Genomic DNA, 23,384 nt, shown 5'->3' with positions numbered 1-23,384 from the left:
ATAAGGCCATGACAAGCGCCGACACTCCGCTCAAGCCGTGCCACGGCCCCGCCGCGGAGCAGGACGCTCCGCGGCGGGGCCGCCCGCGCAGCGAGGCCGCCGAGCAGGCGATCTACGGCGCCGTCGAGAAGCTGATGGAGGACGGCGTCGGCCTGGCCGAGCTGTCCATGGAGCGGATCGCCGCCGAGGCGGGCGTCGGCAAGGCCACCATCTACCGGCGCTGGCCCAACAAGGAAGCCCTGCTGGTGGACGTGGTCGCCCGGCTGGAGGAGCCGATGCCCCCGCTGGCCGGCCCCACCTACCGCGACGACCTGATCAGCGCCGTCGACTACATGCGCCGGCGCGGCCTGATCAAGCGCTCCCGGTGGATCGTCAAGTCCGCGCTCGGGCAGATGAACAGCTGGCCCGAACTCAAGCAGACGTACCACGAACGGGTGGTCCATCCGCGCCGCGAACTGATCCGGCAGATCGTCCGCCGCGGTGTCGAGGCGGGCGAACTCCGCTCCGACGTGGACGTCGAGCTGCTCTGCGAGATGCTCATCGGACCGATCCTGCTGCGCACTGTCCTGTGGGACGACGCACCGCTGGAGGACCCCGACCTGCCCCGCCAGATGATCGACGCCGTCCTGGAGGGCATCGCCGCCCGTTAGATCGGCCTGGGCGTGGAACTCCTCGCACACATTGTCGCGTCCCTCCCGTCATAGGCTGAGCCGAGAATCGGATCGGAGCAGGTCGGGCGGGTCGGCAGGGAGTCGACGGACACGGCGGCAAGGAGCGGGCATGGTGCGGGCGGACGGCCCGGCGGTTGTGGCGGACGAGCAGGCGCCGACCCGGCGCGGCCGGCTGCAGCGCTGGTTCGACTGGCGGCGCGCCTGGCTGCTCACCGCGCTCGGCGTACTGCTCACGGTGCTGCTGGTGACCCACGCCCAGCTGCCCAACCGGTTCGGCAACCTCGGCAGCCTGCTGGAGACCTTCCTGCCCTGGCTGGGCCTGGCGGTACCGGTGCTGCTGGTACTCGCCCTGTGGCGGCGCTCCGGCGTCGCCGTGGTGGCCGCGCTGCTGCCCGCCGCGGTGTGGCTGAACCTGTTCGGCGCGCTGCTGGTCGACAAGAGCAGCGGACCCGGCGACTTCACCGTGCTCACCCACAACGTGTCCGCCGCCAACGACGACACGCAGGGCACCATCCGGATGCTCAACGGCTCCGGCGCGCAGATCGTCGCCCTGCAGGAAATCTCCGGCGCCGTCGCGCCCGTCTACGCCGCCGGGCTGGAGCAGGCGTACCCGTACCACGTGGTCAAGGGCACCGTCGGCCTGTGGTCCAGCTACCCGATCGACGACGTCACCGTGGTCGACCTCAAAATGGGCTGGACCCGGGCCTTCCGCGCCCAGGTCACCACCCCCAAGGGCCCGCTCGCCGTATACGTCGCCCACCTGCCCTCGGTGCGGGTCAAGTTCGACAGCGGCTTCACCGCCGGCCGCCGCGACGTCAGCGCGCAGGCCCTCGGCGACGCCATCGAGCACGAGCCGCTGGGCAAGGTGCTGCTGCTCGGCGACCTCAACGGCACCATGAACGACCGCAGCCTCGCCCCCATCACCTCCCAGCTGCGCTCCGCCCAGGGCGCGGCCGGCGACGGCTTCGGCTTCTCCTGGCCGGCGTCCTTCCCGATGGCCCGGATCGACCAGATCCTCAGCAAGGGCGGGCTGGTCCCCACCGACTCCCGCACCCTGCCGGCGGACGCGAGCGATCACCTGGCGCTGACCGCCGCGTACAAGTACTAGGAGGGCCCGCCCGGACTGCTGCCGATCACCACGGTGGCGTCCCGCTCCTCGTCCTGCTCGATCCGGACCGTCAGGCCCTGGCGGGACATCAGTGCGGCCGTCGCCGGGGCCTGCCGTTCGCTGGTCTCGATCAGCAGGTGGCCGCCGGGCGCCAGCCAGCGCGGTGCGGCGGCCGCCACCCGGCGCTGCACTGCCAGGCCGTCGGCGCCGCCGTCCAGTGCCACCGGCGGCTCGTGGTCGCGGGCCTCCGGCGGGAGCAGCGGTATTTCGCCGGTCGGCACGTACGGGGCGTTGGCCACCAGCAGTCCGACCCGGGCGCGCAGGTCGGCGGGCAGCGGGGCGTCCAGGTCGCCCAGGTGCACCACGCCGCCGTACGGGGCGAGGTTGCGGCGGGCGCACGCGACGGCGGCCGGGTCGACGTCGGCGGCGTGCAGCTCGACCCCGCCGAGCCGGGCGGCCAGCGCCGCGCCGATCGCGCCGGAGCCGCAGCACAGGTCCAGCACCACCGCGCCGGGCGCGCCCAGTGCGACGGCCCGTTCGACCAGGAACTCGCTGCGCCGGCGCGGCACGAACACACCCGGGGTCAGCGCGATGCGCAGCCCGGCGAACTCGGCGAAGCCCACCACCTGCTCCAACGGGTGCCCCGCGCACCGCAGTTCGAGCATCTCGGCGATCCGGTCGGGGCGGTCGGCGGCGGACAGCAGCAGCCGGGCCTCGTCCTCGGCGAAGACACAGCCGGCCGCCCGCAGCCGGTCGGTGACGTGGTCGGTCAGCTGGGCGGGGGAAAGGGGGAACGACACGGAGACCTCTCGGAAAGCCTTGCGGGCTCCCCGTCCGGTCAGGCCGCGGCCGGACGGCGGGGGAGCACCTCGACAACCTGCACGGTGATCTCTCCCACCTCCTTCGGCCGGCGCGCCGTCCATGATCGGGCGCGTATCGCGGCGCTCACCCTAACCCCTGCCGCCCGTCCTGTCAGCCCCTTGTCAGCCCTGCCGCCAGCGGTTGGTGATGGGCAGCCGGCGGTCGCGGCCGAAGTTCTTCGGCGAGACCTTCGGGCCCGGCGGGTACTGCCGGCGCTTGTACTCGGCCAGGTCGACCAGGCGTACCACCCGGTCCACCACCTCGGCCGGGAAGCCCTCGGCGACGATCGCGTCCCGCCCCTGGTCGCCCTCGACGTACCGGTCCAGGACGGCGTCCAGCAGGTCGTAGTCCGGCAGCGAGTCGGTGTCCACCTGGTCGGGGCGCAGCTCGGCGGACGGCGGCTTGCTGATGGTGTTCTCCGGGATCGGCGGCACCTCGCCGCGCGCCTCGGCCTGCGCGTTGCGCCAGCGGGCCAGCCGGAAGATCAGCGACTTGTAGACGTCCTTGATCGGGCCGTACGCGCCGACCGAGTCGCCGTACAACGTCGAGTAGCCGACCGCGAGTTCGCTCTTGTTGCCCGGGGCGAGGACGATCTGCCCCTCCTGGTTGGAGATCGCCATCAGCAGGGTGCCGCGCAGCCGGGACTGCAGGTTCTCCTCCGCCAGGCCGGTCAGCTCGGTGGCGCCCATGTAGGCGTCGAACATCGGGGCGATCGGGACGGTGCGGAAGTGCAGCCCGGTGCGGCGGGCCAGCTCGGCGGCGTCGTCGCGGGAGTGCTGCGAGGAGTAGCGCGAGGGCATCGAGACGCCGTACACGTGCTCCGCGCCGATCGCGTCCACCGCGATCGCCGCCACCAGCGCCGAGTCGATGCCGCCGGACAGGCCGATCAGCACCGAGCGCATGCCGTTCTTGCGGACGTACGCCCGGGTGCCCTCGACCAGCGCCGCGTACACCTCGGCCTCGTCGTCCAGCCGCTGGTTGATGTGGGGGGACTCGATCTCGGCGGGCGCGGGCTTCGGCTCGCCGCCCAGGTCGACCCGGGTCAGCCGCAGGCCGTCGGCGAGCACCGTGCCGTCGGGCAGGCCCGGCTCGGACGCGGCCGGCAGGTCGAGGTCCATGACCAGCAGCGCCTCCTCGAACTGCGGTCCGCGGGCCAGCAGTTCACCGTTCTCGTCGACCACCAGCGACTCGCCGTCGAAGACCAGCTCGTCCTGCGCGCCGACCATGTTCAGGTACACCAGCGGGCAACCAGCCTCGGCCGCACGGCGCTTGACCAGCTCCAGCCGGACGTCGTCCTTGTCCCGCTCGTACGGCGAACCGTTGATCGACAGCAGCAGCCCCGCGCCGGCCTGACCGGTCGCGGCGACCCGGCCGCCCTCCTGCCAGATGTCCTCGCAGATCGCCAGCGCGACGTCCACGCCGTGCAGCCGAAGGACCGTCAGCTGGTCGCCCGGCACGAAGTAGCGGTACTCGTCGAACACGCCGTAGTTCGGCAGGAAGTGCTTGGCGAACCTGGTCACCACCTCGCCGCCGCGCAGCACCGCCGCGCAGTTCTGCGGCTTGCCCGCGTACTTGCTGCCCGGCTCGCCCCGGCCCAGGTAGCCGACCAGCACCGGAGTTTCGCCCAGGCCCTCGGCCTGCAGCTTGGCCGCCAGGTCCACCAGGGCGGCGCGCGAGCCCTCCACGAAAGAGTCGCGGAACGCCAGGTCCTCGACCGGGTAGCCCGTGAGCACCATCTCCGGGAACGCGATCAGGTCCGCGCCGGACTCGGCGGCCCGCTTCGACCAGCGCAGCACCTCCTCGCTGTTGCGGGCGAGGTCACCGACCCATGGGTCGATCTGGCACAGGGCGAGACGCAGATTCGGCATGCCCCTGAGTGTAATCGTCTAACTGACGTTATGTCGCGAGGGGTGGGTTGCCCGCACGGTCCGCGCGGTCGGCAAGCGGACCGGGATCCGCCATGATGGGTCACGGCGCGATGCGGTCCGACGCGGCGCGGTTCGGTGCGACGCATCCGGTTCGTCCGGTTCAGGGCGTGTCAGGCGTAACACGGGCGTAAAGAGCAGAGGTGAGACTGTCCCCATGGGCAAGCAGCAGGAGTTCGTGCTTCGCGCACTCGAAGAGCGTGACATCCGGTTCGTCCGGCTGTGGTTCACCGACGTCCTCGGTTTCCTCAAGTCCGTGGCGGTCGCCCCCGCGGAACTGGAGCAGGCCTTCGAGGAGGGCATCGGCTTCGACGGCTCCGCGATCGAGGGCTTCGCCCGGGTGTACGAGTCCGACATGATCGCCAAGCCGGACCCCACCACGTTCCAGATACTGCCGTGGCGCTCCGAGAACCCCGGAACCGCCCGAATGTTCTGCGACATCCGGATGCCCGACGGCTCCCCGTCCTACGCCGACCCGCGCTACGTCCTCAAGCGCACCCTGAAGAAGGCCTCCGACCAGGGGTTCACCTTCTACACCCACCCCGAGATCGAATTCTTCCTGCTCAAGGACCTCCCCGGCGACGGCACCCCGCCCACCCCCGCCGACCAGTCCGGCTACTTCGACCACACCCCGCGCGGCATCGGCCACGACTTCCGCCGCCAAGCCATCACCATGCTCGAATCCATGGGCATCTCGGTCGAGTTCAGCCACCACGAGGGCGCCCCCGGCCAGCAGGAGATCGACCTCCGCTACGCCGACGCGCTCTCCACCGCCGACAACATCATGACCTTCCGCCTGGTCATGAAGGAGGTCGCGCTCGAACAGGGCGTCCACGCCAGCTTCATGCCCAAGCCGTTCTCCAACTTCCCCGGCTCCGGCATGCACACCCACGTCTCCCTCTTCGAGGGCGACCGCAACGCGTTCCACGAATCCGGCGCCGAGTACCAGCTCTCCAAGGTCGGCCGCTCCTTCATCGCCGGCCTGCTCAAGTACGCCGCCGAGACCGCCGCCGTCACCAACCAGTGGGTCAACTCCTACAAGCGCATCTGGGGCGGCTCCCAGCGCACCGCCGGCGCGGGCGGCGAAGCCCCCTCCTACATCTGCTGGGGCCACAACAACCGCTCCGCCCTCATCCGCGTCCCCATGTACAAGCCCGGCAAGCAGGGCTCCACCCGCATCGAGGTCCGCTCCCTCGACACCGGCTGCAACCCCTACCTCGCCTACGCCGTCACCCTCGCCGCCGGCCTCAAGGGCATCGAGGACAACCTCGAACTCCCCCCCGGCGCCGACGACGACGTCTGGGCCCTGACGGATGGCGAACGCCGCGCCCTCGGCATCCAGCCCATGCCCCAGAACCTCGGCGAAGCGATCGACCTCATGCAGCGCAGCGAACTCGTCGCCGAGACGCTGGGCGAGCACGTCTTCGACTTCTTCCTGCGCAACAAGCGGCAGGAGTGGGAGGAGTACCGCTCGGAGGTTACTCCGTTCGAGCTGAAGAAGATCCTCCAGGTGCTGTAGCCCTGCGGGTCTTGGGGGTTCCGGGCCGGTGGCACGTACTGCCGCCCCGGGGCCCCGGGGGCCGGTGTCGCATCGGTACAGTGCGCGCCATGTCATCCGAGGAGAACCGGCCGAGCTGCCCCGAGTGCGATCGTCCGCTGTCATGCGGCGCCATGGTGCTGTTCGAGCGCGAGGACGACGGGAAGCGGACCTGTCGCGGCGTGTGGGAGTGCGACCAGCGGCACGTCTGGTGGGGGTGGCTGGACCGGCCGGGTGAGCCGTTGGAGGCCTGCCCGTACCCCGACATCCTCCGTGAGTGACCGCCGTCGACGGGGTAGTGGCGGGTTGTGTCGACAGTTGGTCGCGGGCGGTTCCAGTTGCTGGGCTGCCGCGCCGGGGAGCGATCTGGGGGCGGGCGTGGCCGGGGTGCGTGAATTGCGGGTGGTCGAGCAGGAGGCGATCGTGTTCCACGAACGCCGCGAGTCGCAGGCCGAGATGCAGCAGCGGGACGGCGGGTCGCCGAGGTGAGTGGCGGGCGGGGGCCTTCGCGGCAGGAGTTGATCCGGCGTCGGCGGCGGAGCGGGTTCGTCGGGCGGCGGAGTGAACTGGCTGTGTTCACCGAGGTGTTGGGGCAGGTGCCGGAGGACGCGGCACAGTTCCTGTTCCATGTGCACGGGCCCGGCGGGGTGGGGAAGTCCACGCTGGTGCGGCAGATGGAGACGGCGGCGCGGGACGCACGGGCCGCGACCGGGTACGTGGACGAGGCGGTGGCCGATCCCGTCGAGGCGATGAAGGCGCTCGCCGGGCAGTTCGCGCAGCAGGGTGCGCCGATGAAGTCGCTGGAGCGGCTGCTGAACACGTATCAGCAGCGGCGGCACGAGGCGGACGCCGGTCTGGTGGTGGCGGGGGAGAGCGCGTCCCCGTCTCCGGGAAGTGTGATCGCGTCGAGGGTCGGCCTGGTCGGGCTGGGGATGATCCCCGGGGTCGGAGCATTCACGGGGGCGTTGGACGCCAATCAAGTCGCTGCCGGCGCCGAGCAGTTGAAGGGCATGCTCAGCGCACGGTTCCGTAGCCACGAGGACGTGCAGCTGGTGCTGTCGCCCGTCGAGGCGCTGGCACCGGTATTCCTTCAGGAGCTGACGGAGATCGCGCAGCGGCGCAGCTGGGTGGTGTTGTTCTTCGACACCTACGAGCGCACCGGGCCGATGCTCGACACCTGGCTGCGGGACGTGCTGCTCAGCGACCGCTACGGCGAGTTGCCTGCGAACGTGCTGGTGGTGCTGGCCGGGCAGAGGCGGCTGGACGCGCAGTGCTGGGGGGACTGGCTGGACCTGGTCGCGGATCTGCCGCTGGACGTGTTCACCGAGACCGAGGCTCGCCAGCTGCTGGCCGCCAAGGGCGTCACGGACGAGCACGTGATCGAGGTGGTGCTGCGGCTGTCCGGTCGGCTGCCGCTGCTGGTCTCCACTCTCGCCGAGTCGCAGCCGAGTGCGGCGGCCGAGGTCGGCGACCCGGTCGGCACAGCGGTTGAACGCTTCCTGAAGTGGGAGACCCGGCCCGAGCGGCGGGCGGCCGCGTTGGCCTGTGCGCTGCCGCAGGAGTTGGACGAGGACGTGTACCGGGCGGCCGTTGAGGACGAGGAGGCTCGGGAGCTGTTCGAGTGGCTGCGGTCGATGCCGTTCGTCACCGACCGGTCGGGCCGTTGCCACTACCACGACGTGGTGCGGACGGCGATGCTGCGCTTGCAGCGCCAGCAGTCGCCGGTGCGGTGGCGGCGGCAGCACGAGCGGCTGGCGACGACGTTCGGCGAGTGGCGGGCTCAACTCGCCTGCGACGCAGAGGAGACGGGAGGCCGCTGGCGGGACGAACGCTGGTGCGGGTACCGCCTCCAGGAGACGTACCACCGGCTGTGCGCCGACCCCGACCGGGCGCTGCCGCTCGCGTTGCGGGAGTTGCTCGACGCCTGGAGTCACAGCACTGCGACGCTGCTCCGCTGGGTGCAGATGCTCGCCCGGGCAGGTCGGGACACGGGCACGGGGGAGCTCCAGGAGTGGGGTGATCGGCTGGTGGCGGCGATGGCCGAACCGGAGCCGGGGATCGCCGCGACGACGCTGCTGCTGTCGGGCAGGGTCCTCGACCGCCCGGGTCGGGCCGTGGCGTACCGGCGGCGCGGCATCGGACACCACGGGCAGGGCCGGCACGACCTCGCGCTGGCGGACTTCGACCGGTCGGTGACGCTCGACCCCGACCGGCCGGAGGCGCTGCACAGTCGCGGGCGCGCCCTGATCACGGCGGAGCGGTACGAGGAGGCGCTGGCCGATCTCGACCGGGCCGTCGAGCTGGATCCCGACTACGCCGCGGCCTTTGCCACCCGGGGGGAGGCCCGGCGTCTGATGGGACAGTACGAGGAGGCGCTGGCCGACTTCGACCGGGCGGTCGAGCTCGACCCCGGCCACGGCTGGGCCCTCGGGCGTCGCGGCGACACCCATCAGGAGTTGGGACGGCACGAGGAGGCGCTGGCGGACTACGACCGGGCCGTCGAGCTCGATCCGGACGACCGCCGGGCTCTCATCGGCCAGGGGCAGACCTACTGGGGGAGAGGGCGAACCGAGGAGGCGCTGGCCAGTTTCGGTCGAGCGATCGAGGTCGATCCCGAGGACCTGTTCTCCCTCACCGTCCGGGGCGAGATCCACCGGCAGTCGGGGCGGCCCGAGGTGGCGCTGGCCGACCTCGACCGGGCGATCGAGCTCGACCCGGAGTACGTCCTGGCCCTCAGCTTCAGGAGCCACGCCAACCGGGACCTGGGGCGTCACCAGGAGTCACTGAGGGATCTCGACCGGGCGCTCGAGCTCGATCCGGACAATGCGCCGGCCTTGGTCCGCCGAGGTCTGACCTACCGGGAGCTGGGCCGGCTGGAGGAGGCGCTGGCCGACTTCGCCCGGGCGATCGAGATCGACGGCGAGTACGGGTGGGCCTTCCACGTACGGGGTGGGACCTACCGGGAGCTGGGCCGGTTCGAGGAGGCGTTGGCGGACTACGACCGGGCCGTCGAGCTCGATCCCGGGGACGTGGTGGCCCTCACCGCGCGCGGCGACACCTGCCGGGAGCTTGGGCGGCCCGAGGAGGCGCTGGCCTCGTACGACCGGGCAGTGGAACTCGACCCGCACTCCCAGTGGACGGTGCTGGCACGTACGTGGATGTACCGGGACCTGGGGCGTCATCAGGACGCGCTGGACGGTCTCGACCGGGCCATTCGGCTGATGCCCGAGGCGGCGACGCTGTTCGTCACCCGCGGCAGCCTTCACCAGGCGATGGGAGACCACCCGGAGGCGCTGGCCGACTTCGACCGGGCGCTCGCCCTCGAACCCGACGAGCCCAGGACTCTGGCGGCGCGTGGCCACCAGTACGTGGCGATGGGACAGCACACGGAAGCACTGGCCGACTTCGACCGGGCCGTGGAACTCGCCCCCGGAAGCGGCTGGGCGGTCGAGCAGCGGGGCAACGCCCACCTGGCGATGGGCAGGTACGACGAGGCGTTGGCAGACTACGACCGGGCGCTCGAACTCGGTCCCGACCATGCGTTGCTCGCCGGTTCGCAGGGCTTCGCCCACCGGATGGCGGGCAGATTCGCCGAGGCCCTGACGGCGTACGACCGCGCGGTGCGACTCGATCCGGCCCACGGTGTGCTCCGGGGCGTCGTGTACCGGCTCCTCGGCCGGTACGACGAAGCGTTGGCCGACTGCGACCGGGCCGTCGAGGCCAGTCCGGCGGCCTGGCTGGTGGCGGCGCGAGGGCTGACGTACCGCCTGCTGGGCAGATACGCGGAGGCGTTGGCGGACCTCGACCGGGCGATCGAGGAGGAGCCGGAGAAGGGCTGGGTCCACTACGAGAAGGGGGTGGTCCTGCACGCGCTCGGCCGGCCCGAGGGGGACGCCTGCTTCGCACGTGCCGTCGAACTCCTCCGACCGGGCGGCACTGTCGCGACCCTGAGCAACCTGGTGCTCGCCCACACCGCCGCGTCCGATCCGGCCGAAGCCGCTCATGTGCTGGACGCGTTCCTGCAGGCCGCGCCGTCCGCCGGGCAGCTCGCCGAACTGCACATCGAACTCGGCACCCTGGTCCAGGTCATGCCGTCCGTCGCCGAGCACGCGGCCGCCCTCCGGCAGCGGCTGCTGGAGGCACGGGCAGTGCCGGGCTGAGTGCGCTCAGCGGCGCAGCTGCTCGCGGCGCCAGGCGGGTGCGGGCCACGGGGCATGGCGGCGGCCCTCGTGGAACAGCAGGCTTTCGCGGGCCGGACTTGGTCGGACGAGCAGCGTGGGGGACGGGCTGCCGCGAGAGCGGCGAACGGTCCGGGGGCCCGGTGGGAACGTACGCTTCGGGGAGGGAAACCCACGGGAGGCGGCGGTGGAGGAGCGGGCCGGGAGTCGGGTGAGTCGGTTGGAGACTCGGCTGGTGCGGCGGGGGTTCTCCGATCCGGATCAGGCGGTGCGGTTGTTGGACGAGCCGGAGTTGAGCGGGCTCGCTGCTGATCCGGTGCTGTTGGACGCGTTGGGGGCGGCGGCCGATCCGGATCAGGCGCTGTTCGGGTTGGCGCGGTTGCTGGAGGCGCTGGATCCGCATGAGCGGCACACCTTGCGCGACACGCTCACCACGTCGAAGCCGCTGCGTGACCGGTTGCTGGGGGTGCTGGGGGCGTCGACGGCGCTCGGTGATCATCTGGCCCGGCATCCGCGGGACTGGCACGCGCTGGTCACGTTCGAGTTGCGCGACATCCACCCGGGGCGTGGGGATTTTCTCGGCGAGCTGGCCCGTCGCGTTCAGCCGGGGGAGGCGGGGGCGGCCGATGCGCTGCGGGCCGCGTACCGGCGCTGCCTGCTGACGATCGCCGCCCGCGACCTGTCCGGCACCACCGACCTGCCGCAGGCCGCCGCCGAGCTGGCCGACCTGGCAGGTGCCACGTTGCAGACCGCGCTGGACATCGCCGCCGCCGAGGACCCGGAGGCGGCCGCCGCGTGCCGGCTGGCGGTGATCGGGATGGGGAAGTGCGGCGGCCGGGAGCTGAACTACGTCTCGGATGTGGACGTGATTTTCGTGGCCGAGCCGCGGGACGGGGTGGACGAGCAGCGCGCGATGCAGGCCGCCACCCGCCTCGCCGCGCGGCTGATGCGGCTGTGCTCGGACACCACCGGCGAGGGCGTGATCTGGCCGGTGGACGCCAATCTGCGCCCGGAGGGCCGCAACGGTCCGCTGGTGCGCACCCTGGCCAGCCACCTCGCGTACTACCGGCGGTGGGCCAAGACCTGGGAGTTCCAGGCGCTGCTGAAGGCCCGCCCGGTCGCCGGGGACGCCGAACTCGGCCGGGCGTACACCGAGGCGGTGGCCCCGCTGGTGTGGGAGGCCGCCGCCCGTGAGCACTTCGTCGCGGACGTCCAGCAGATGCGCCGCCGGGTGGTCGACACGATTCCGGCGGGCGAGCTGGAACGGCAGCTGAAACTCGGCCCGGGCGGGCTGCGGGACGTCGAGTTCGCCGTCCAGCTGCTGCAACTCGTGCATGGCCGGACCGACGAGGGCCTGCGCAGCGGCAACACCCTGGAAGCGCTTTCCGCGCTCTCCTCCGGGGGTTACGTCGGCCGCGCCGACGCCGCCTCGCTGGACGGCGCGTACCGCTTCCTGCGCACCCTCGAACACCGCATCCAGCTGCACCGGCTGCGCCGCACCCACCTGATGCCCACCGACCCGGCCGACCTGCGCCGACTGGCCCGCACCATGGCCCCGCTGATCAACGGCGACACCAGGGACGACCCCGTCACCGCCCTGCAACGGGAGTGGAAGCGGCACGCCGTCGAGGTGCGGCGGCTGCACGAGCGGCTGTTCTACCGTCCGCTCCTCGACGCCGTCGCCGAACTGCCCGTCGCCGAACTGCGGGTCACCCGCTCCGGCGCCGCCGGGCTCACCGCCGAAGCCGCCCGGCAGCGCCTCGCCGCACTCGGCTACGCCGACCCGGCCGCCGCGCTGCGGCACATCTCCGCACTCGCCTCCGGCGTCAGCCGCAAGGCAGCCATCCAGCGCACCCTGCTGCCGGTGCTGCTCGGCTGGTTCGCCGACTCCGCCGACCCGGACGCCGGCCTGCTCAACTTCCGGCAGGTCTCCGACGCGCTCGGCGGCACCCCCTGGTACCTGCGGCTGCTGCGCGACGAGGGCGCGGCCGCCGAACACCTGGCCCGGGTGCTGTCGGCCGGGCGATTCGCCCCTGATCTGCTGCTGCGGGCACCAGAGGCGGTCGCGATGCTCGGGGACTCCAGCGGGTTGGCGCCGCGCGGCCGGGCCGCACTCGAGTCCGAGATCCTTGCCGCCGTCGGCCGCGCCGACAGCCCCTCGGCCGGGGTGGCGGCAGCACGGTCGGTGCGCCGCCGCGAACTGTTCCGCACCGCCGCCGCCGACCTGCTCGGACGACTCGACGACGACCCCGCACAGGCGCTGGACGCCGCCGGCGAAGCCCTCACCTCGATCAACGCCGCCACCCTGCAGGGCGCGCTGCGCGCCGCGACCGCCGGCTGGGAGGCCCGCAACGGCGAACTGCCCACCCGGATCGCGGTCATCGGCATGGGCCGGTTCGGCGGCCACGAACTCGGCTACGGCTCCGACGCGGACGTGCTGTTCGTCCACGAGCCGCGACTCGGCGTCCTGGACGACGACGCGGCGGGCGCGGCGAAAGCCGTGATCGGCGAGATGCGGACCCTGCTCGCCGCGCCCTCGGTCGAACCCCCACTGGAGGTCGACGCGGACCTCCGCCCCGAGGGCCGCAACGGCCCGCTGGTGCGGACCCTCGCCTCCTACGCCGGCTACTACGCGCGCTGGTCGCACGCCTGGGAGAGCCAGGCGCTGCTACGGGCCGAACCGATGGCCGGCGACCTCGAACTCGGCGCACGCTTTCGGGACCTCATCGACCCGCTGCGCTACCCCGGCGGGGGCGTCTCCGAACGCGACCTGACGGAGATCCGCCGCATCAAGGCCCGGATCGAGGCCGAACGACTGCCCCGCGGCGCCGACCCCACCACCCACACGAAGATCGGCCGCGGCGGGCTGGCGGATGTGGAGTGGACGGTCCAGCTTCTCCAACTCCGGCACGGCCACGAGATCCCGGACCTGCGCACCACCCGGACCCGAGCCGCGCTCTCGGCCGCGACGGCGGCCGGCCTGGTGGAGCGGGAGGACGCGGAGGTGCTGGACGCCGCGTGGGTCCTGGCCTCGCGGGTACGGGCCGCCGTGATGCTGGTCCGGGGCCGGGCCGGGGACAGCTTCCCGGGCGACGCGAGGGAACTGGCGGGCGTCGCGCGCTACCTCGGCTACGGGGTCGGGCACTCCGGCGAGCTGCTGGACGACTACCGTCGGGTCACGCGGCGGGCGCGACACGCTGTCGAGCGGCTGTTTTACGGGACGGAGTAGGGCGAACGCAGGCGGGCCGCTCGCGCAAGTCTTCCTGCGCCCCTGGTTTCCCTAGGCAGAGACCTTGGTTTCCCAGGAGACCGGAACCGTCAGGGCGTTCTCCGCCGGGTCGTCCGGGTCGCGGGGGAGGCGGTAGACCCAGTTGTGGTAGATGAACCGGGCCGCGACGAAGCCGATGATCAGGCAGATCTCGCCGCCGACGGCGTCCAGCCAGAAGTGGTTGGCGGTGGAGATGATCACGCTGAGGGTGACGAGGGGGTAGGCGAGGCCGAGGACGCGGACCCAGGTGCGGCGGGCCAGGAAGAAGATGGTGAGGCCGCACCACATGGACCAGCCGATGTGCATGGAGGGCATGGCCGCGAACTGGTTGGAGACGTGTGCGCCGGCGCCGGAGGCCATGGAGCCCCAGGTCTGGTGGACGGTGACGGTGTCGACGAAGCCGGCGTCCATCAGGCGGGGTGGGGCGAGGGGGAAGAAGTAGAAGCCGAGCAGGGCGATGCCGGTGGTGACGAAGAGCACCGTGCGGGCGGCTGCGTAGCGGCCGGGGTGGGAGCGGTAGAGCCAGACCAGTACGCCGATGGTGACGATGAAGTGCAGGGTGGCGTAGTAGTAGTTCATTCCGACGATCAGCCAGGTCACCGAGTTGACGGCGTGGTTGATCGAGCGCTCGACGGCGATGCCCAGGGTGTGTTCGAGGTCCCAGATCCAGTTGGCGTGCTTGTGCGCTATCGCGGCCTGCTCGGGAACCGCGTTGCGGACCAGCGAGTACAGCCAGTAGCTGATGCCGATCAGGGCGAGTTCGAAGAGCAGGTGCGGTCTGCGCGGGATGCGGCGCTGCTCGCGCAGGCGGGCGCGGAGGCCGGCGGCGGGTGGCTGGGCGACGCGGGTGGCTCCGCCGGGCTTGTGGGCGGTGTGGTCCGTGCCCGGGTCGGAACCGTCGCGTGCGCTCCGCTCGGCGCGGTCGGCGCCGGGTGCGTGGATCTCGGTCGGTTCCCCCATGGACGAGAAGTCTGCCAGAAGAGGTGTGGCCGCTTGCTCATCCTCTGGTCGGGGATTCTTCACCGACTGTCCCCCTACGGGGGTAGGGGTCGATCGGTTCTCGAGGCGCATGGGGTCCATTGTGGCGTGAGGGTTACCGGGGGTCGAGCCGGGGTCTCGTTCGTGCGCGGATCCCAAGCGGGGCAGGTCACGACTCGATATGACTCCCGGCCGGAAGGGCTTTCGCATCTTGCTGAAACATCTTGCAGAGCGCTAGGTTCCACGCCACCCACCCTGCCCGAGCGCCCCAGAGGGAGAGCCCTGTCGTGGCCGACGCCCAAGCCCGTTCCCCGCGCCGCACCACCCCGTACCGCCGTCCCGGACGGGCCTCCGTCCTGGTGGCGGCCTCGCTGATCGCCGCGACGCTGGGCGCCGTGCCGCTCGCGTCGGCCGCGCCGTCCGCCCCGCCGGCCGCGCCGTCGGATGCGTCGCTGGCTTCGACCGCGGCCCGGCACGACCTGACCCGGGAGCAGTTCTACTTCGTGCTGCCGGACCGGTTCGCCAACGGCAGCACCGGCAACGACACCGGTGGGGTCACCGGCGGGCGGCTGGACAACGGCTTCGACCCGGCCGACAAGGGCTTCTACCACGGTGGCGACCTGCAAGGGCTGATCGACAAGCTGGACTACATCCAGGACCTCGGCACCACCGCGATCTGGATGGCGCCGATCTTCAAGAACAAGCCGGTGCAGGGCGCGGGGGCGGACGCATCTGCGGGCTACCACGGCTACTGGATCACCGACTTCACCCAGGTCGACCCGCACTTCGGCACCAACGCGCAGCTCAAGGAGCTGATCGACAAGGCGCACAAGCGCGGCCTCAAGGTCTTCTTCGACGTCATCACCAACCACACCGCGGACGTCATCGACTACGCGGAGGGCTCGTACGACTACCGCTCGACGGGCGCCTACCCGACGCTGGACGCCGACGGGAACCCGGTGGACGAGACGGCGGTCGCCGACGCTCGGGCGCAGTGGCCGGGCATCTCGAAGGACTCCTTCCCCAATGCCCCGGTGTTCCGGGCGCCCGCGGACGCGAAGGCGAAGTCCCCGTCCTGGCTGAACGACCCGGCGCTCTACCACAACCGGGGCAACTCGACCTTCGTCGGCGAGTCCGCGACCGAGGGCGACTTCTCCGGCCTGGACGACCTGGACACCCAGAACCCGAAGGTCGTCGCGGGGATGGAGAAGATCTACCAGCAGTGGGTGGCCGACACCGGGGTGGACGGGTTCCGGATCGACACCGTCAAGCACGTGAACATGGCGTTCTGGGAGCAGTGGGCGCCGGCGCTGAAGCAGTTCGCGGCGCAGCAGGGGAACAAGAAGTTCTTCATGTTCGGCGAGGTGTACTCGGGTGACCCGGCGGTGACCTCGCCGTACGTCACCAAGGGCAAGCTGCAGGCGACGCTGGACTTCGCGTTCCAGGAGGCGGCCCGGAAGTACGTGTCGCAGAACGGTTCGGCGAAGGCGCTGAGCGAGCTGTACGCGCAGGACTACCGGTACACCACGGCCGACACCGACGCGTACGAGCTGCCGACCTTCCTCGGCAACCACGACATGGGCCGGTTCGGGTCGTTCCTGCGGAGCGACAACCCGGGGGCGTCGGACGAGGCGCTGCTGGGCAAGGACCGGCTGGCCAACGAGCTGCAGTTCCTGACCCGCGGGCAGCCGGTGGTCTACTACGGCGACGAGCAGGGCTTCACCGGCGCGGGCGGCGACAAGGACGCCCGGCAGGACATGTTCGCCTCGAAGACCCCCTCGTACAACAGCGACCCGGTGATCGGCGGCGACGCCGGTTCGAAGGACCGGTACGGCCGGGACGGGGCGCTGTACCGGGGGATCGCCGGGCTGGCGAAGCTGCGCAAGGACAACCCGGCGCTGGCCGACGGCGCGCAGGTGGAGCGGTACGCGGCGGACGGGCCGGGGGTGTACGCGTTCTCCCGGATCGACGCCAAGGACCAGGTGGAGTACCTGGTGGCGGTGAACAACGCGGCCGGGGCGAAGACCGTCACGCTGGACACCTTCTCGGCGGGCATGGACTTCGACGGCCTGTACGGGTTCCAGGGCAGGGTGAGCAGCGGCGCGGACGGCAAGGTGACGGTCACCGTCCCGGCGATGTCCTCGCTGGTGCTGAAGGCGAAGCACAAGCTGGCCAAGCCGGCGGCGGCTCCGTCGGTCACCGTGAACGCTCCGGCCGACGGTTCGTACGGGACGGTGGCGCTCGGCGCGAGCGTGCCCGGTGGCGGGTTCAACCGGGTGACGTTCGCCGCGCAGGTCGGCAACGGGCCGTGGCGGACGCTGGGCACCGCCGACAACGGGGTGTACCGCGTCACGCAGAACCTGGACGGCGTCGCGCCCGGCACCGTGGTGCGGTTCAAGGCCGTGGTGCAGGACTCGGCGGGCCGACTGGCCTCCGCGAGCGGGCAGTTCACCACCGGACAGCAGGCGCCGGTGCCCGCGCCGAGCGCGGTGACGCGGCCGTACGCGGTGGTGCACTACCAGCGCCAGGACGGCAACTACGACGGCTGGAACCTGTACACCTGGGGCGACATCGCCGACGGCGAGGGCACCACCTGGCCGGACGGGCACGGCTTCGTCGGGCGGGACGCGTACGGCGCGTTCGCGTACGTGAAGCTGAAGGGCGGGGCGTCCGACGTCGGGTTCGTGGTGGAGAAGAACGGCACCAAGGACGTCGAGCAGGACCGGCACATCGACATCTCCGCCACCGGCGAGGTGTGGATCAAGGAGGGCGACCCGGCCGTCCGCACGGCCAACCCGGACGGGGCGCAGCCGGTGCCGGAGGGCAAGGCGGTCATCCACTACCGGCGCGCCGACGGCAACTACGACGGCTGGGGCCTGCACGACTGGACGGGCGCGGCCACCCCGACCGACTGGGGCAACCCGCTGATGCCGGCCCGCAAGGACGCGTTCGGCGCGGTGTTCGAGGTGCCGCTGGCGGCCGGGGCGAGCAGCCTCAGCTACATCATCCACAACGGCAACGACAAGGACCTGCCGCAGGACCAGTCGCTGAACTTCGCCACCTCCGGCCGCGAGGTGTGGATCATCGGCGGCCAGGAGGGCTACCTGCTGCCGCAGACCGCCGGCGCCTCCTCGCAGCTCGACCTGGGCTCCGCGAAGGCCCAGTGGATCGACGCGAAGACCGTCGTGGTGCCCGCCAACTACGGTGCGGCGGACGCCCAGTTGAAGGGCGGCACCAGCGCCCAGCTGATCTACGACCCGGCCGGCGGGCTGAGCGTCGAGCAGGGCGTGCTGTCCAAGCCCGGCCACTGGATCCGGCTCACCCCGGCGGCCGGCCTGACAGACGCCCAGAAGGCGAAGTTCCCGCACCTGGCGGGCTACCGGGCGTTCACCGTGGACGCGCGCGACGCCGGCCGGATCACCGCCGCGCTGCGCAGCCAGCTGGTCTTCGCCGAGCACCTGCCGAACGGCGCGGCGCTGGCCGCCACCGGCGTGCAGATTCCCGGCGTGCTGGACGACCTGTACGCGGGGAAGGCCGCGAAGGCCCAGCTCGGCCCGGTGTACACGGGCCCGGGCCGGGGCAACGGCAGCAACCGCCAGGTGACGCTCTCGCTGTGGGCGCCGACCGCGACCGAGGTGGCGGTGCAGCTGTTCGACAGGGCGAGCGGCGGCACCCCGAAGACCGTGCCGCTGAAGCGCGACGAGGCGTCGGGCGTGTGGTCGCTGACCAAGGACGCCAAGGAGCTGGACGGCAAGTACTACCTGTATCAGGTCAAGGTGTGGGCGCCCAGCGTGCAGAAGATGGTCACCAACACCGTCACCGACCCCTACTCGACCGCGCTGGCCACCGACTCGAAGCGCAGCCTGGTCGCCGACCTGTCGGCCGCCGCGACCAAGCCCAAGGGCTGGGACCAGCACCGCAGCCCGGCGGCGATCCCGGCCACCAAGCAGCAGATCCAGGAACTGCACGTGCGGGACTTCTCGGCCGCCGACACCACCGTGCCGGCCGACGAGCGCGGCACCTACCTGGCGTTCACGCAGTCGAAGTCCGCGGGCATGCAGCACCTGAAGGAGCTCGCCGCGGCCGGGGTGACGACCATTCACCTGCTGCCGACCTTCGACATCGCCACCATCCGGGAGAACCGGGCCGACCAGAAGCTCCCCGCCTGCGACCTGGCCGCGCTGCCCGCCGATTCGGGCAAGCAGCAGGAGTGCGTGGCGGCGGTGAAGGCCGACGACGCCTACAACTGGGGCTACGACCCGCTGCACTACACCGTCCCCGAGGGCTCCTACGCGACCGATCCGAACGGTACGGCGCGCACCGTGCAGTTCCGCGAGATGGTGCAGGCGATGCACGACGCGGGCCTGCGGGTGGTGCTCGACGTGGTCTACAACCACACCGCGGCGGCCGGGCAGGACGAGCACTCGGTGCTGGACAAGGTCGTCCCCGGCTACTACCAGCGCCTCAGCGACAGCGGCAAGGTCACCACCGACTCGTGCTGCGCCGACACCGCGCCCGAACACGCCATGATGAACAAGCTGGTGGTCGACTCGGTGCTCACCTGGGCCAGGCAGTACCGGGTGGACGGCTTCCGGTTCGACCTGATGGGCCTGGACCCGAAGTCCACCATGCTGGACGTGCGGTCCGCGCTCGGCGGGCTCACCCCGCAGCGGGACGGCGTGGACGGGAAGAACATCTTCCTCTACGGCGAGGGCTGGAACTTCGGCACCGTCGCGAACGACGCCCGGTTCGTCCAGGCCACCCAGGCCAACATGGCCGGGACGGGCATCGCCACCTTCAACGACCGGATCCGGGACGCCGGGCGCGGCGGCAACTACATGCTGTCCTCGGCCCCGCAGCAGGGCTTCGCCTCCGGCCTGTACACCGACCCGAACGGCTCGGCCGACAACGGCAGTTCGGAGGACCAGAAGGCCCGGCTGCTGCACCAGATGGACCAGATCAAGGTCGGTCTGACCGGCAACCTGGCCGGCTACGCGTTCACCGACTCCGCCGGAAAGTCCGTCACCGGCAAGGGAGTCGACTACAACGGCGCCCCGACCGGCTACGCGGCCAACCCCGGCGAGGCGGTGGAGTACCTGGACGCGCACGACAACGCCGACCTGTACGACGCGCTGGCGTTCAAGCTGCCGCAGGGCACCTCGCCCGCCGACCGGGCCCGGATGCAGGCGCTCGGCCTGTCGCTGACCGCGCTCGCCCAGGGCCCGGGCTTCGCCCAGGCCGGCAGCGACCTGCTGCGCTCCAAGTCGCTGGACGCCAACTCGTACGACTCCGGCGACTGGTTCAACGCCGTCAACTGGGACTGCAAGCTGGGCAACGGCTGGGGCCGCGGCCTGCCGATGGCCGCCGACAACCAGGAGATGTGGGCCCGCGACAAGCAGCTGCTGGCCGACCCGAAGCTGCGGATGGGCTGCAACGAGATGGGTGCCAGTACGGCGCTCTACCAGCAGTTCCTGAGGATCCGTCAGTCCTCGCCGCTGTTCTCGCTGGCGAGCACGGCCGAGGTGCAGCGCCGGCTGTCCTTCCCGCTGTCCGGCACCGCGGGGGAGAACCCGGGTGTGATCACCATGCACCTGGACGGGACGGGGCTGCCGGGCGCCGAGAAGGGCCTCACGGTGGTCTTCAACGCCACCCCGACCGCACAGACCCAGACGGTGGCGGGCCTGCGCGGCACGGCGCAGGCGCTGCACCAGGTGCAGGCCTCGGGCACCGATCCGGTGGTCAGGCAGGCAGCCTTCGACGCGGCCTCGGGGACCTTCACGGTGCCGGGCCGGACGGTGGCGGTGTTCGTCCAGAAGTAATGGTTCCCCGCCGGTAACTGGGGTCTCACCTCCGGGTGGGGCCCCTTGCGGGGTTGGCCGGAAAGCATCGGTGCGGTACGGTCAACCGCCATGTTTAGCTGACGGCATCCCAAATGCCGGACCATGGGGGGCTCTTGAGGGACTTGTAGGGCGGTCATAAATGAGTCAATCCGTGGCATGCATCTGTCATTCGGCAGGTGTTTACTGCCACGATTCCCCTCGCTGCGAAGACAGGTAGCCCCAACTCCCGCCGGTGGAGCCCTCCCCAGGCCACCGGCAGCCCCGCAGCCCGCACCGCGCACGTGCACCGCACCCTCGCCGCGACAGGCGGCCGGGGCCCCCGCTGCGCCGCAACCGCGGCCAGATTCTCTTCACCGCTCGTGACCCCGCGACGGTCGGTAAAGGAGTCCCGAATGTCTCGCTACACGCATGCCCGCGTGAGCATGGCCGCCCTCGCGGCCACCACCGCCCTGCTGGTGACCGCGATCCCGTCGGTGGTGGCCCAGGCCGCCCCCGCCGGCCCGTCCGCGGCCTCGCAGGTCGCCGGCCAGCAGGTGGCCGCCGGGCGCGCCCAGTTGCTCTCGGACGCGGGCTCCCGCGCCCCCCAGGTCGCGCAGAACCTGGGCATGGGCTCCGCCGAGAAGCTGGTGGTCAAGGACGCGTTCAAGGACGCCGACGGCACCCAGCACTTCCGCTACGAGCGCACCTACAACGGACTCCCCGTCCTCGGTGGCGACATGGTCGTCCACCAGGCCGCGAACGGCACCACCAAGGGTGTCGACCGGGCCTCCACCGCGTCGCTGAACGGCCTGTCCACCACCCCGAAGCTGGCCGCCGCCAAGGGCCAGGCGACCGCGCTGGCCGCCGAGTCCGGCTCCGCGCTGGAGACCGCGCCCCGCCTGGTGGTGTGGGCCGCCGACAACAGCCCGCGGCTGGCCTGGGAGACCGTGGTCGCCGGCACCCAGAAGGACGGCACCCCGAGCAAGCTGCACGTGGTGACCGACGCCAACAGCGGCGACGTCATCCAGAAGTGGGAAGGCATCGAGACCGGCACCGGCACCGGCGTCTTCGTCGGCACCGTCAACGTCGGCACCACGCTGTCCGGTTCGACGTACCAGCTGAAGGACGCCACCCGCGGTGGGATGTACACCACCAACATGAACAACGGGACCAGCGGCAACGGCACCCTGTTCACCAAGTCCACCGACACCTGGGGCGACGGCACCGCCGCCAACAAGGAGTCCGCGGCCGTCGACGCCCACTACGGCGTCTCGATGACCTGGGACTACTTCAAGAACACCTTCGGCCGCAACGGCATCCGCAACGACGGTGTCGGCGCCTACAGCCGGGTCCACTACAGCAGCAACTACGTCAACGCCTTCTGGGACGACAGCTGCTTCTGCATGACCTACGGCGACGGCTCGGGCAACACCCACCCGCTGACCGAACTCGACGTCGCGGGCCACGAGATGACGCACGGCGTCACCTCCAACACGGCCGGCCTGATCTACTCCGGCGAGTCCGGCGGCCTGAACGAGTCCACCTCGGACGTGTTCGGCAACATGGTCGAGTGGTACGCCAACAACTCCAAGGACAACCCGGACTACCTGGTCGGCGAGCTGATCGACATCAACGGCAACGGCACGCCGCTGCGCTACATGGACCAGCCGTCCAAGGACGGCGCGTCCGCCGACTACTGGTCCTCCACGGTCGGCAACAAGGACGTCCACTACTCGTCCGGCGTCGGCAACCACGCCTTCTACCTGCTGTCCGAGGGCAGCGGCGCCAAGGTGGTCAACGGCGTGAGCTACAACTCGCCGACCTACAACAACATCCCGGTCACCGGCATCGGCCACGACAAGGCCGCCGCCATCTGGTTCCGGGCGCTGACCACCTACTGGACCTCGTCCACCAACTACGCGAGCGCGCGGGCCGGCATGCTGTCCGCCGCGACCGACCTGTACGGCGCCAACTCGGCCGAGTACAACGCCACCGCGACCGCCTGGGCGGCCGTCAACGTCGGCTCGGTGCCCAGCACCGGCGGCCCGACCGTGACCAGCCCCGGCAACCAGTCGACCGCGCTGAACTCCTCGGTCAGCCTGCAGATAAACGCCACCGGCGGCACCGCGCCGCTCACCTACACGGCCACCGGCCTGCCCACCGGCCTGTCGATCGACGCCGCCACCGGCAAGATCACCGGCACCGCCACCGCGGCCGGCACCTACAACGTGACCGTCACCGCGAAGGACGCCGCCGCCAAGACCGGCTCCGTCTCCTTCACCTGGACCGTCAGCGGTGGTGGCGGCGGCAGCTGCACCCCGGCCCAGCTGCTCGGCAACCCCGGCTTCGAGACCGGTAGCGCCGCGCCGTGGACCACCACCTCCGGTGTGGTCGACAACTCCGCCTCGCAGGCCGCGCACGGCGGCTCCTGGAAGGCGTGGATGGACGGCTACGGCTCCAGCCACACCGACAGCATCCAGCAGACCGTCACCATCCCGTCGGGCTGCAAGGCGTCGCTGAGCTTCTGGCTGCACATCGACACCGCCGAGACCACCACCAGCACGGCGTACGACAAGATGACCGTGACCGTCAACGGCACCTCGGTCGCCACGTACTCCAACCTGGACAAGAACACCGGCTACGCGCAGAAGACCATCGACCTGTCGGCCTACGCCGGTCAGACCGTCACGGTGAAGTTCAACGCCGTCGAGGACGTCTCGCTGCAGACCTCCTTCGTGGTCGACGACACCGCGATCCAGACCAGCTGACGCTCCTTCGGTAGTGCCCGTGCCCGGCAGCCGCTTCGGCTTCCGGGCACCGGCGCGTTCGCATGATGATCAGTCAAGTACCTTTACGGGAGCCGGATTTAATTCGGATGCGCGCGACGGGCCGGGCGGGTTAAGGTCCCGGCATGTCCTTCTTCCACCAGATCTACGGCTGACGCGGCCGGGGCAGTGCCCCGAGCCTCGCGTCCCGCACGCCACGGCGCCCCCTGACGGCGCGCCGGCGGTGCGGTGTTCCCTTCCCAGCCCCGTAGAC

At 71.3% G+C, this 23,384-nt stretch carries 11 protein-coding genes; 8 read left to right on the top strand and 3 right to left on the bottom strand.

The window, feature by feature from the left end; all coding sequences use genetic code 11:
• Window positions 1-8: 8 nt before the first annotated feature.
• Both ACFYST_RS10450 and ACFYST_RS10445 read left to right on the top strand, forming a co-directional pair.
• Window positions 9-650: a TetR/AcrR family transcriptional regulator gene (locus tag ACFYST_RS10450; protein WP_387643428.1), complete on the top strand. Its 642-nt coding sequence runs from the start codon at window positions 9-11 to the stop codon at window positions 648-650.
• Between the two features lie 130 nt (window positions 651-780).
• Window positions 781-1,779, top strand: a complete 999-nt coding sequence (locus ACFYST_RS10445; RefSeq protein ID WP_387861275.1) for an endonuclease/exonuclease/phosphatase family protein — start codon at window positions 781-783, stop codon at window positions 1,777-1,779.
• Here the strand turns inward: ACFYST_RS10445 and ACFYST_RS10440 are convergent.
• Window positions 1,776-2,579, bottom strand: coding sequence for a putative protein N(5)-glutamine methyltransferase (locus ACFYST_RS10440; RefSeq protein ID WP_387861274.1), 804 nt, complete (start codon window positions 2,577-2,579; stop codon window positions 1,776-1,778). The two genes, ACFYST_RS10445 and ACFYST_RS10440, sit on opposite strands and share 4 nt — an antisense overlap.
• A gap of 183 nt (window positions 2,580-2,762) precedes the next feature.
• Window positions 2,763-4,508: an NAD+ synthase gene (locus ACFYST_RS10435; RefSeq protein ID WP_387861272.1), complete on the bottom strand. Its 1,746-nt coding sequence runs from the start codon at window positions 4,506-4,508 to the stop codon at window positions 2,763-2,765.
• Between the two features lie 214 nt (window positions 4,509-4,722).
• Here ACFYST_RS10435 and glnA point away from each other — a divergent pair, with 214 nt between their 5' ends.
• The 4 genes from glnA to ACFYST_RS10415 all read left to right on the top strand — a co-directional run bounded on the left by glnA (window position 4,723) and on the right by ACFYST_RS10415 (window position 13,509).
• Window positions 4,723-6,084, top strand: a complete 1,362-nt coding sequence (gene glnA / locus ACFYST_RS10430) for a type I glutamate--ammonia ligase (RefSeq protein ID WP_387643436.1) — start codon at window positions 4,723-4,725, stop codon at window positions 6,082-6,084.
• 89 nt (window positions 6,085-6,173) lie between these two features.
• A complete protein-coding gene (locus ACFYST_RS10425; protein WP_387861270.1) occupies window positions 6,174-6,383 on the top strand; it encodes a dehydrogenase in 210 nt (69 codons plus the stop codon).
• Between the two features lie 204 nt (window positions 6,384-6,587).
• Window positions 6,588-10,262, top strand: coding sequence for a tetratricopeptide repeat protein (locus ACFYST_RS10420; protein ID WP_387861269.1), 3,675 nt, complete (start codon window positions 6,588-6,590; stop codon window positions 10,260-10,262).
• Between the two features lie 205 nt (window positions 10,263-10,467).
• Window positions 10,468-13,509 (top strand): bifunctional [glutamine synthetase] adenylyltransferase/[glutamine synthetase]-adenylyl-L-tyrosine phosphorylase, encoded by a 3,042-nt coding sequence (locus ACFYST_RS10415; protein ID WP_387861267.1) that lies wholly within the window; start codon window positions 10,468-10,470, stop codon window positions 13,507-13,509.
• Between the two features lie 51 nt (window positions 13,510-13,560).
• Here the strand turns inward: ACFYST_RS10415 and ACFYST_RS10410 are convergent, their stop codons facing one another.
• Window positions 13,561-14,508, bottom strand: coding sequence for a phosphatase PAP2 family protein (locus ACFYST_RS10410; RefSeq protein ID WP_387861266.1), 948 nt, complete (start codon window positions 14,506-14,508; stop codon window positions 13,561-13,563).
• A gap of 305 nt (window positions 14,509-14,813) precedes the next feature.
• Between ACFYST_RS10410 and pulA the strand changes: the two genes are divergently transcribed.
• Window positions 14,814-20,345 carry a pullulanase-type alpha-1,6-glucosidase gene (gene pulA, locus ACFYST_RS10405; protein WP_387861265.1) on the top strand — a complete coding sequence of 1,844 codons (5,532 nt, stop codon included), beginning with the start codon at window positions 14,814-14,816 and terminating at the stop codon, window positions 20,343-20,345.
• Window positions 20,346-20,758: 413 nt separating this feature from the next.
• Window positions 20,759-23,113 carry a M4 family metallopeptidase gene (locus ACFYST_RS10400; RefSeq protein WP_387861263.1) on the top strand — a complete coding sequence of 785 codons (2,355 nt, stop codon included), beginning with the start codon at window positions 20,759-20,761 and terminating at the stop codon, window positions 23,111-23,113.
• Window positions 23,114-23,384 lie beyond the last annotated feature (271 nt).

This window comes from Kitasatospora sp. NPDC004614 (assembly GCF_042873675.1).
GTDB lineage: Bacteria > Actinomycetota > Actinomycetes > Streptomycetales > Streptomycetaceae > Kitasatospora.
The sequence above is the reverse complement of the archived record's forward strand: the minus strand, read 5'-3'. Positions and strand labels throughout refer to the sequence as shown.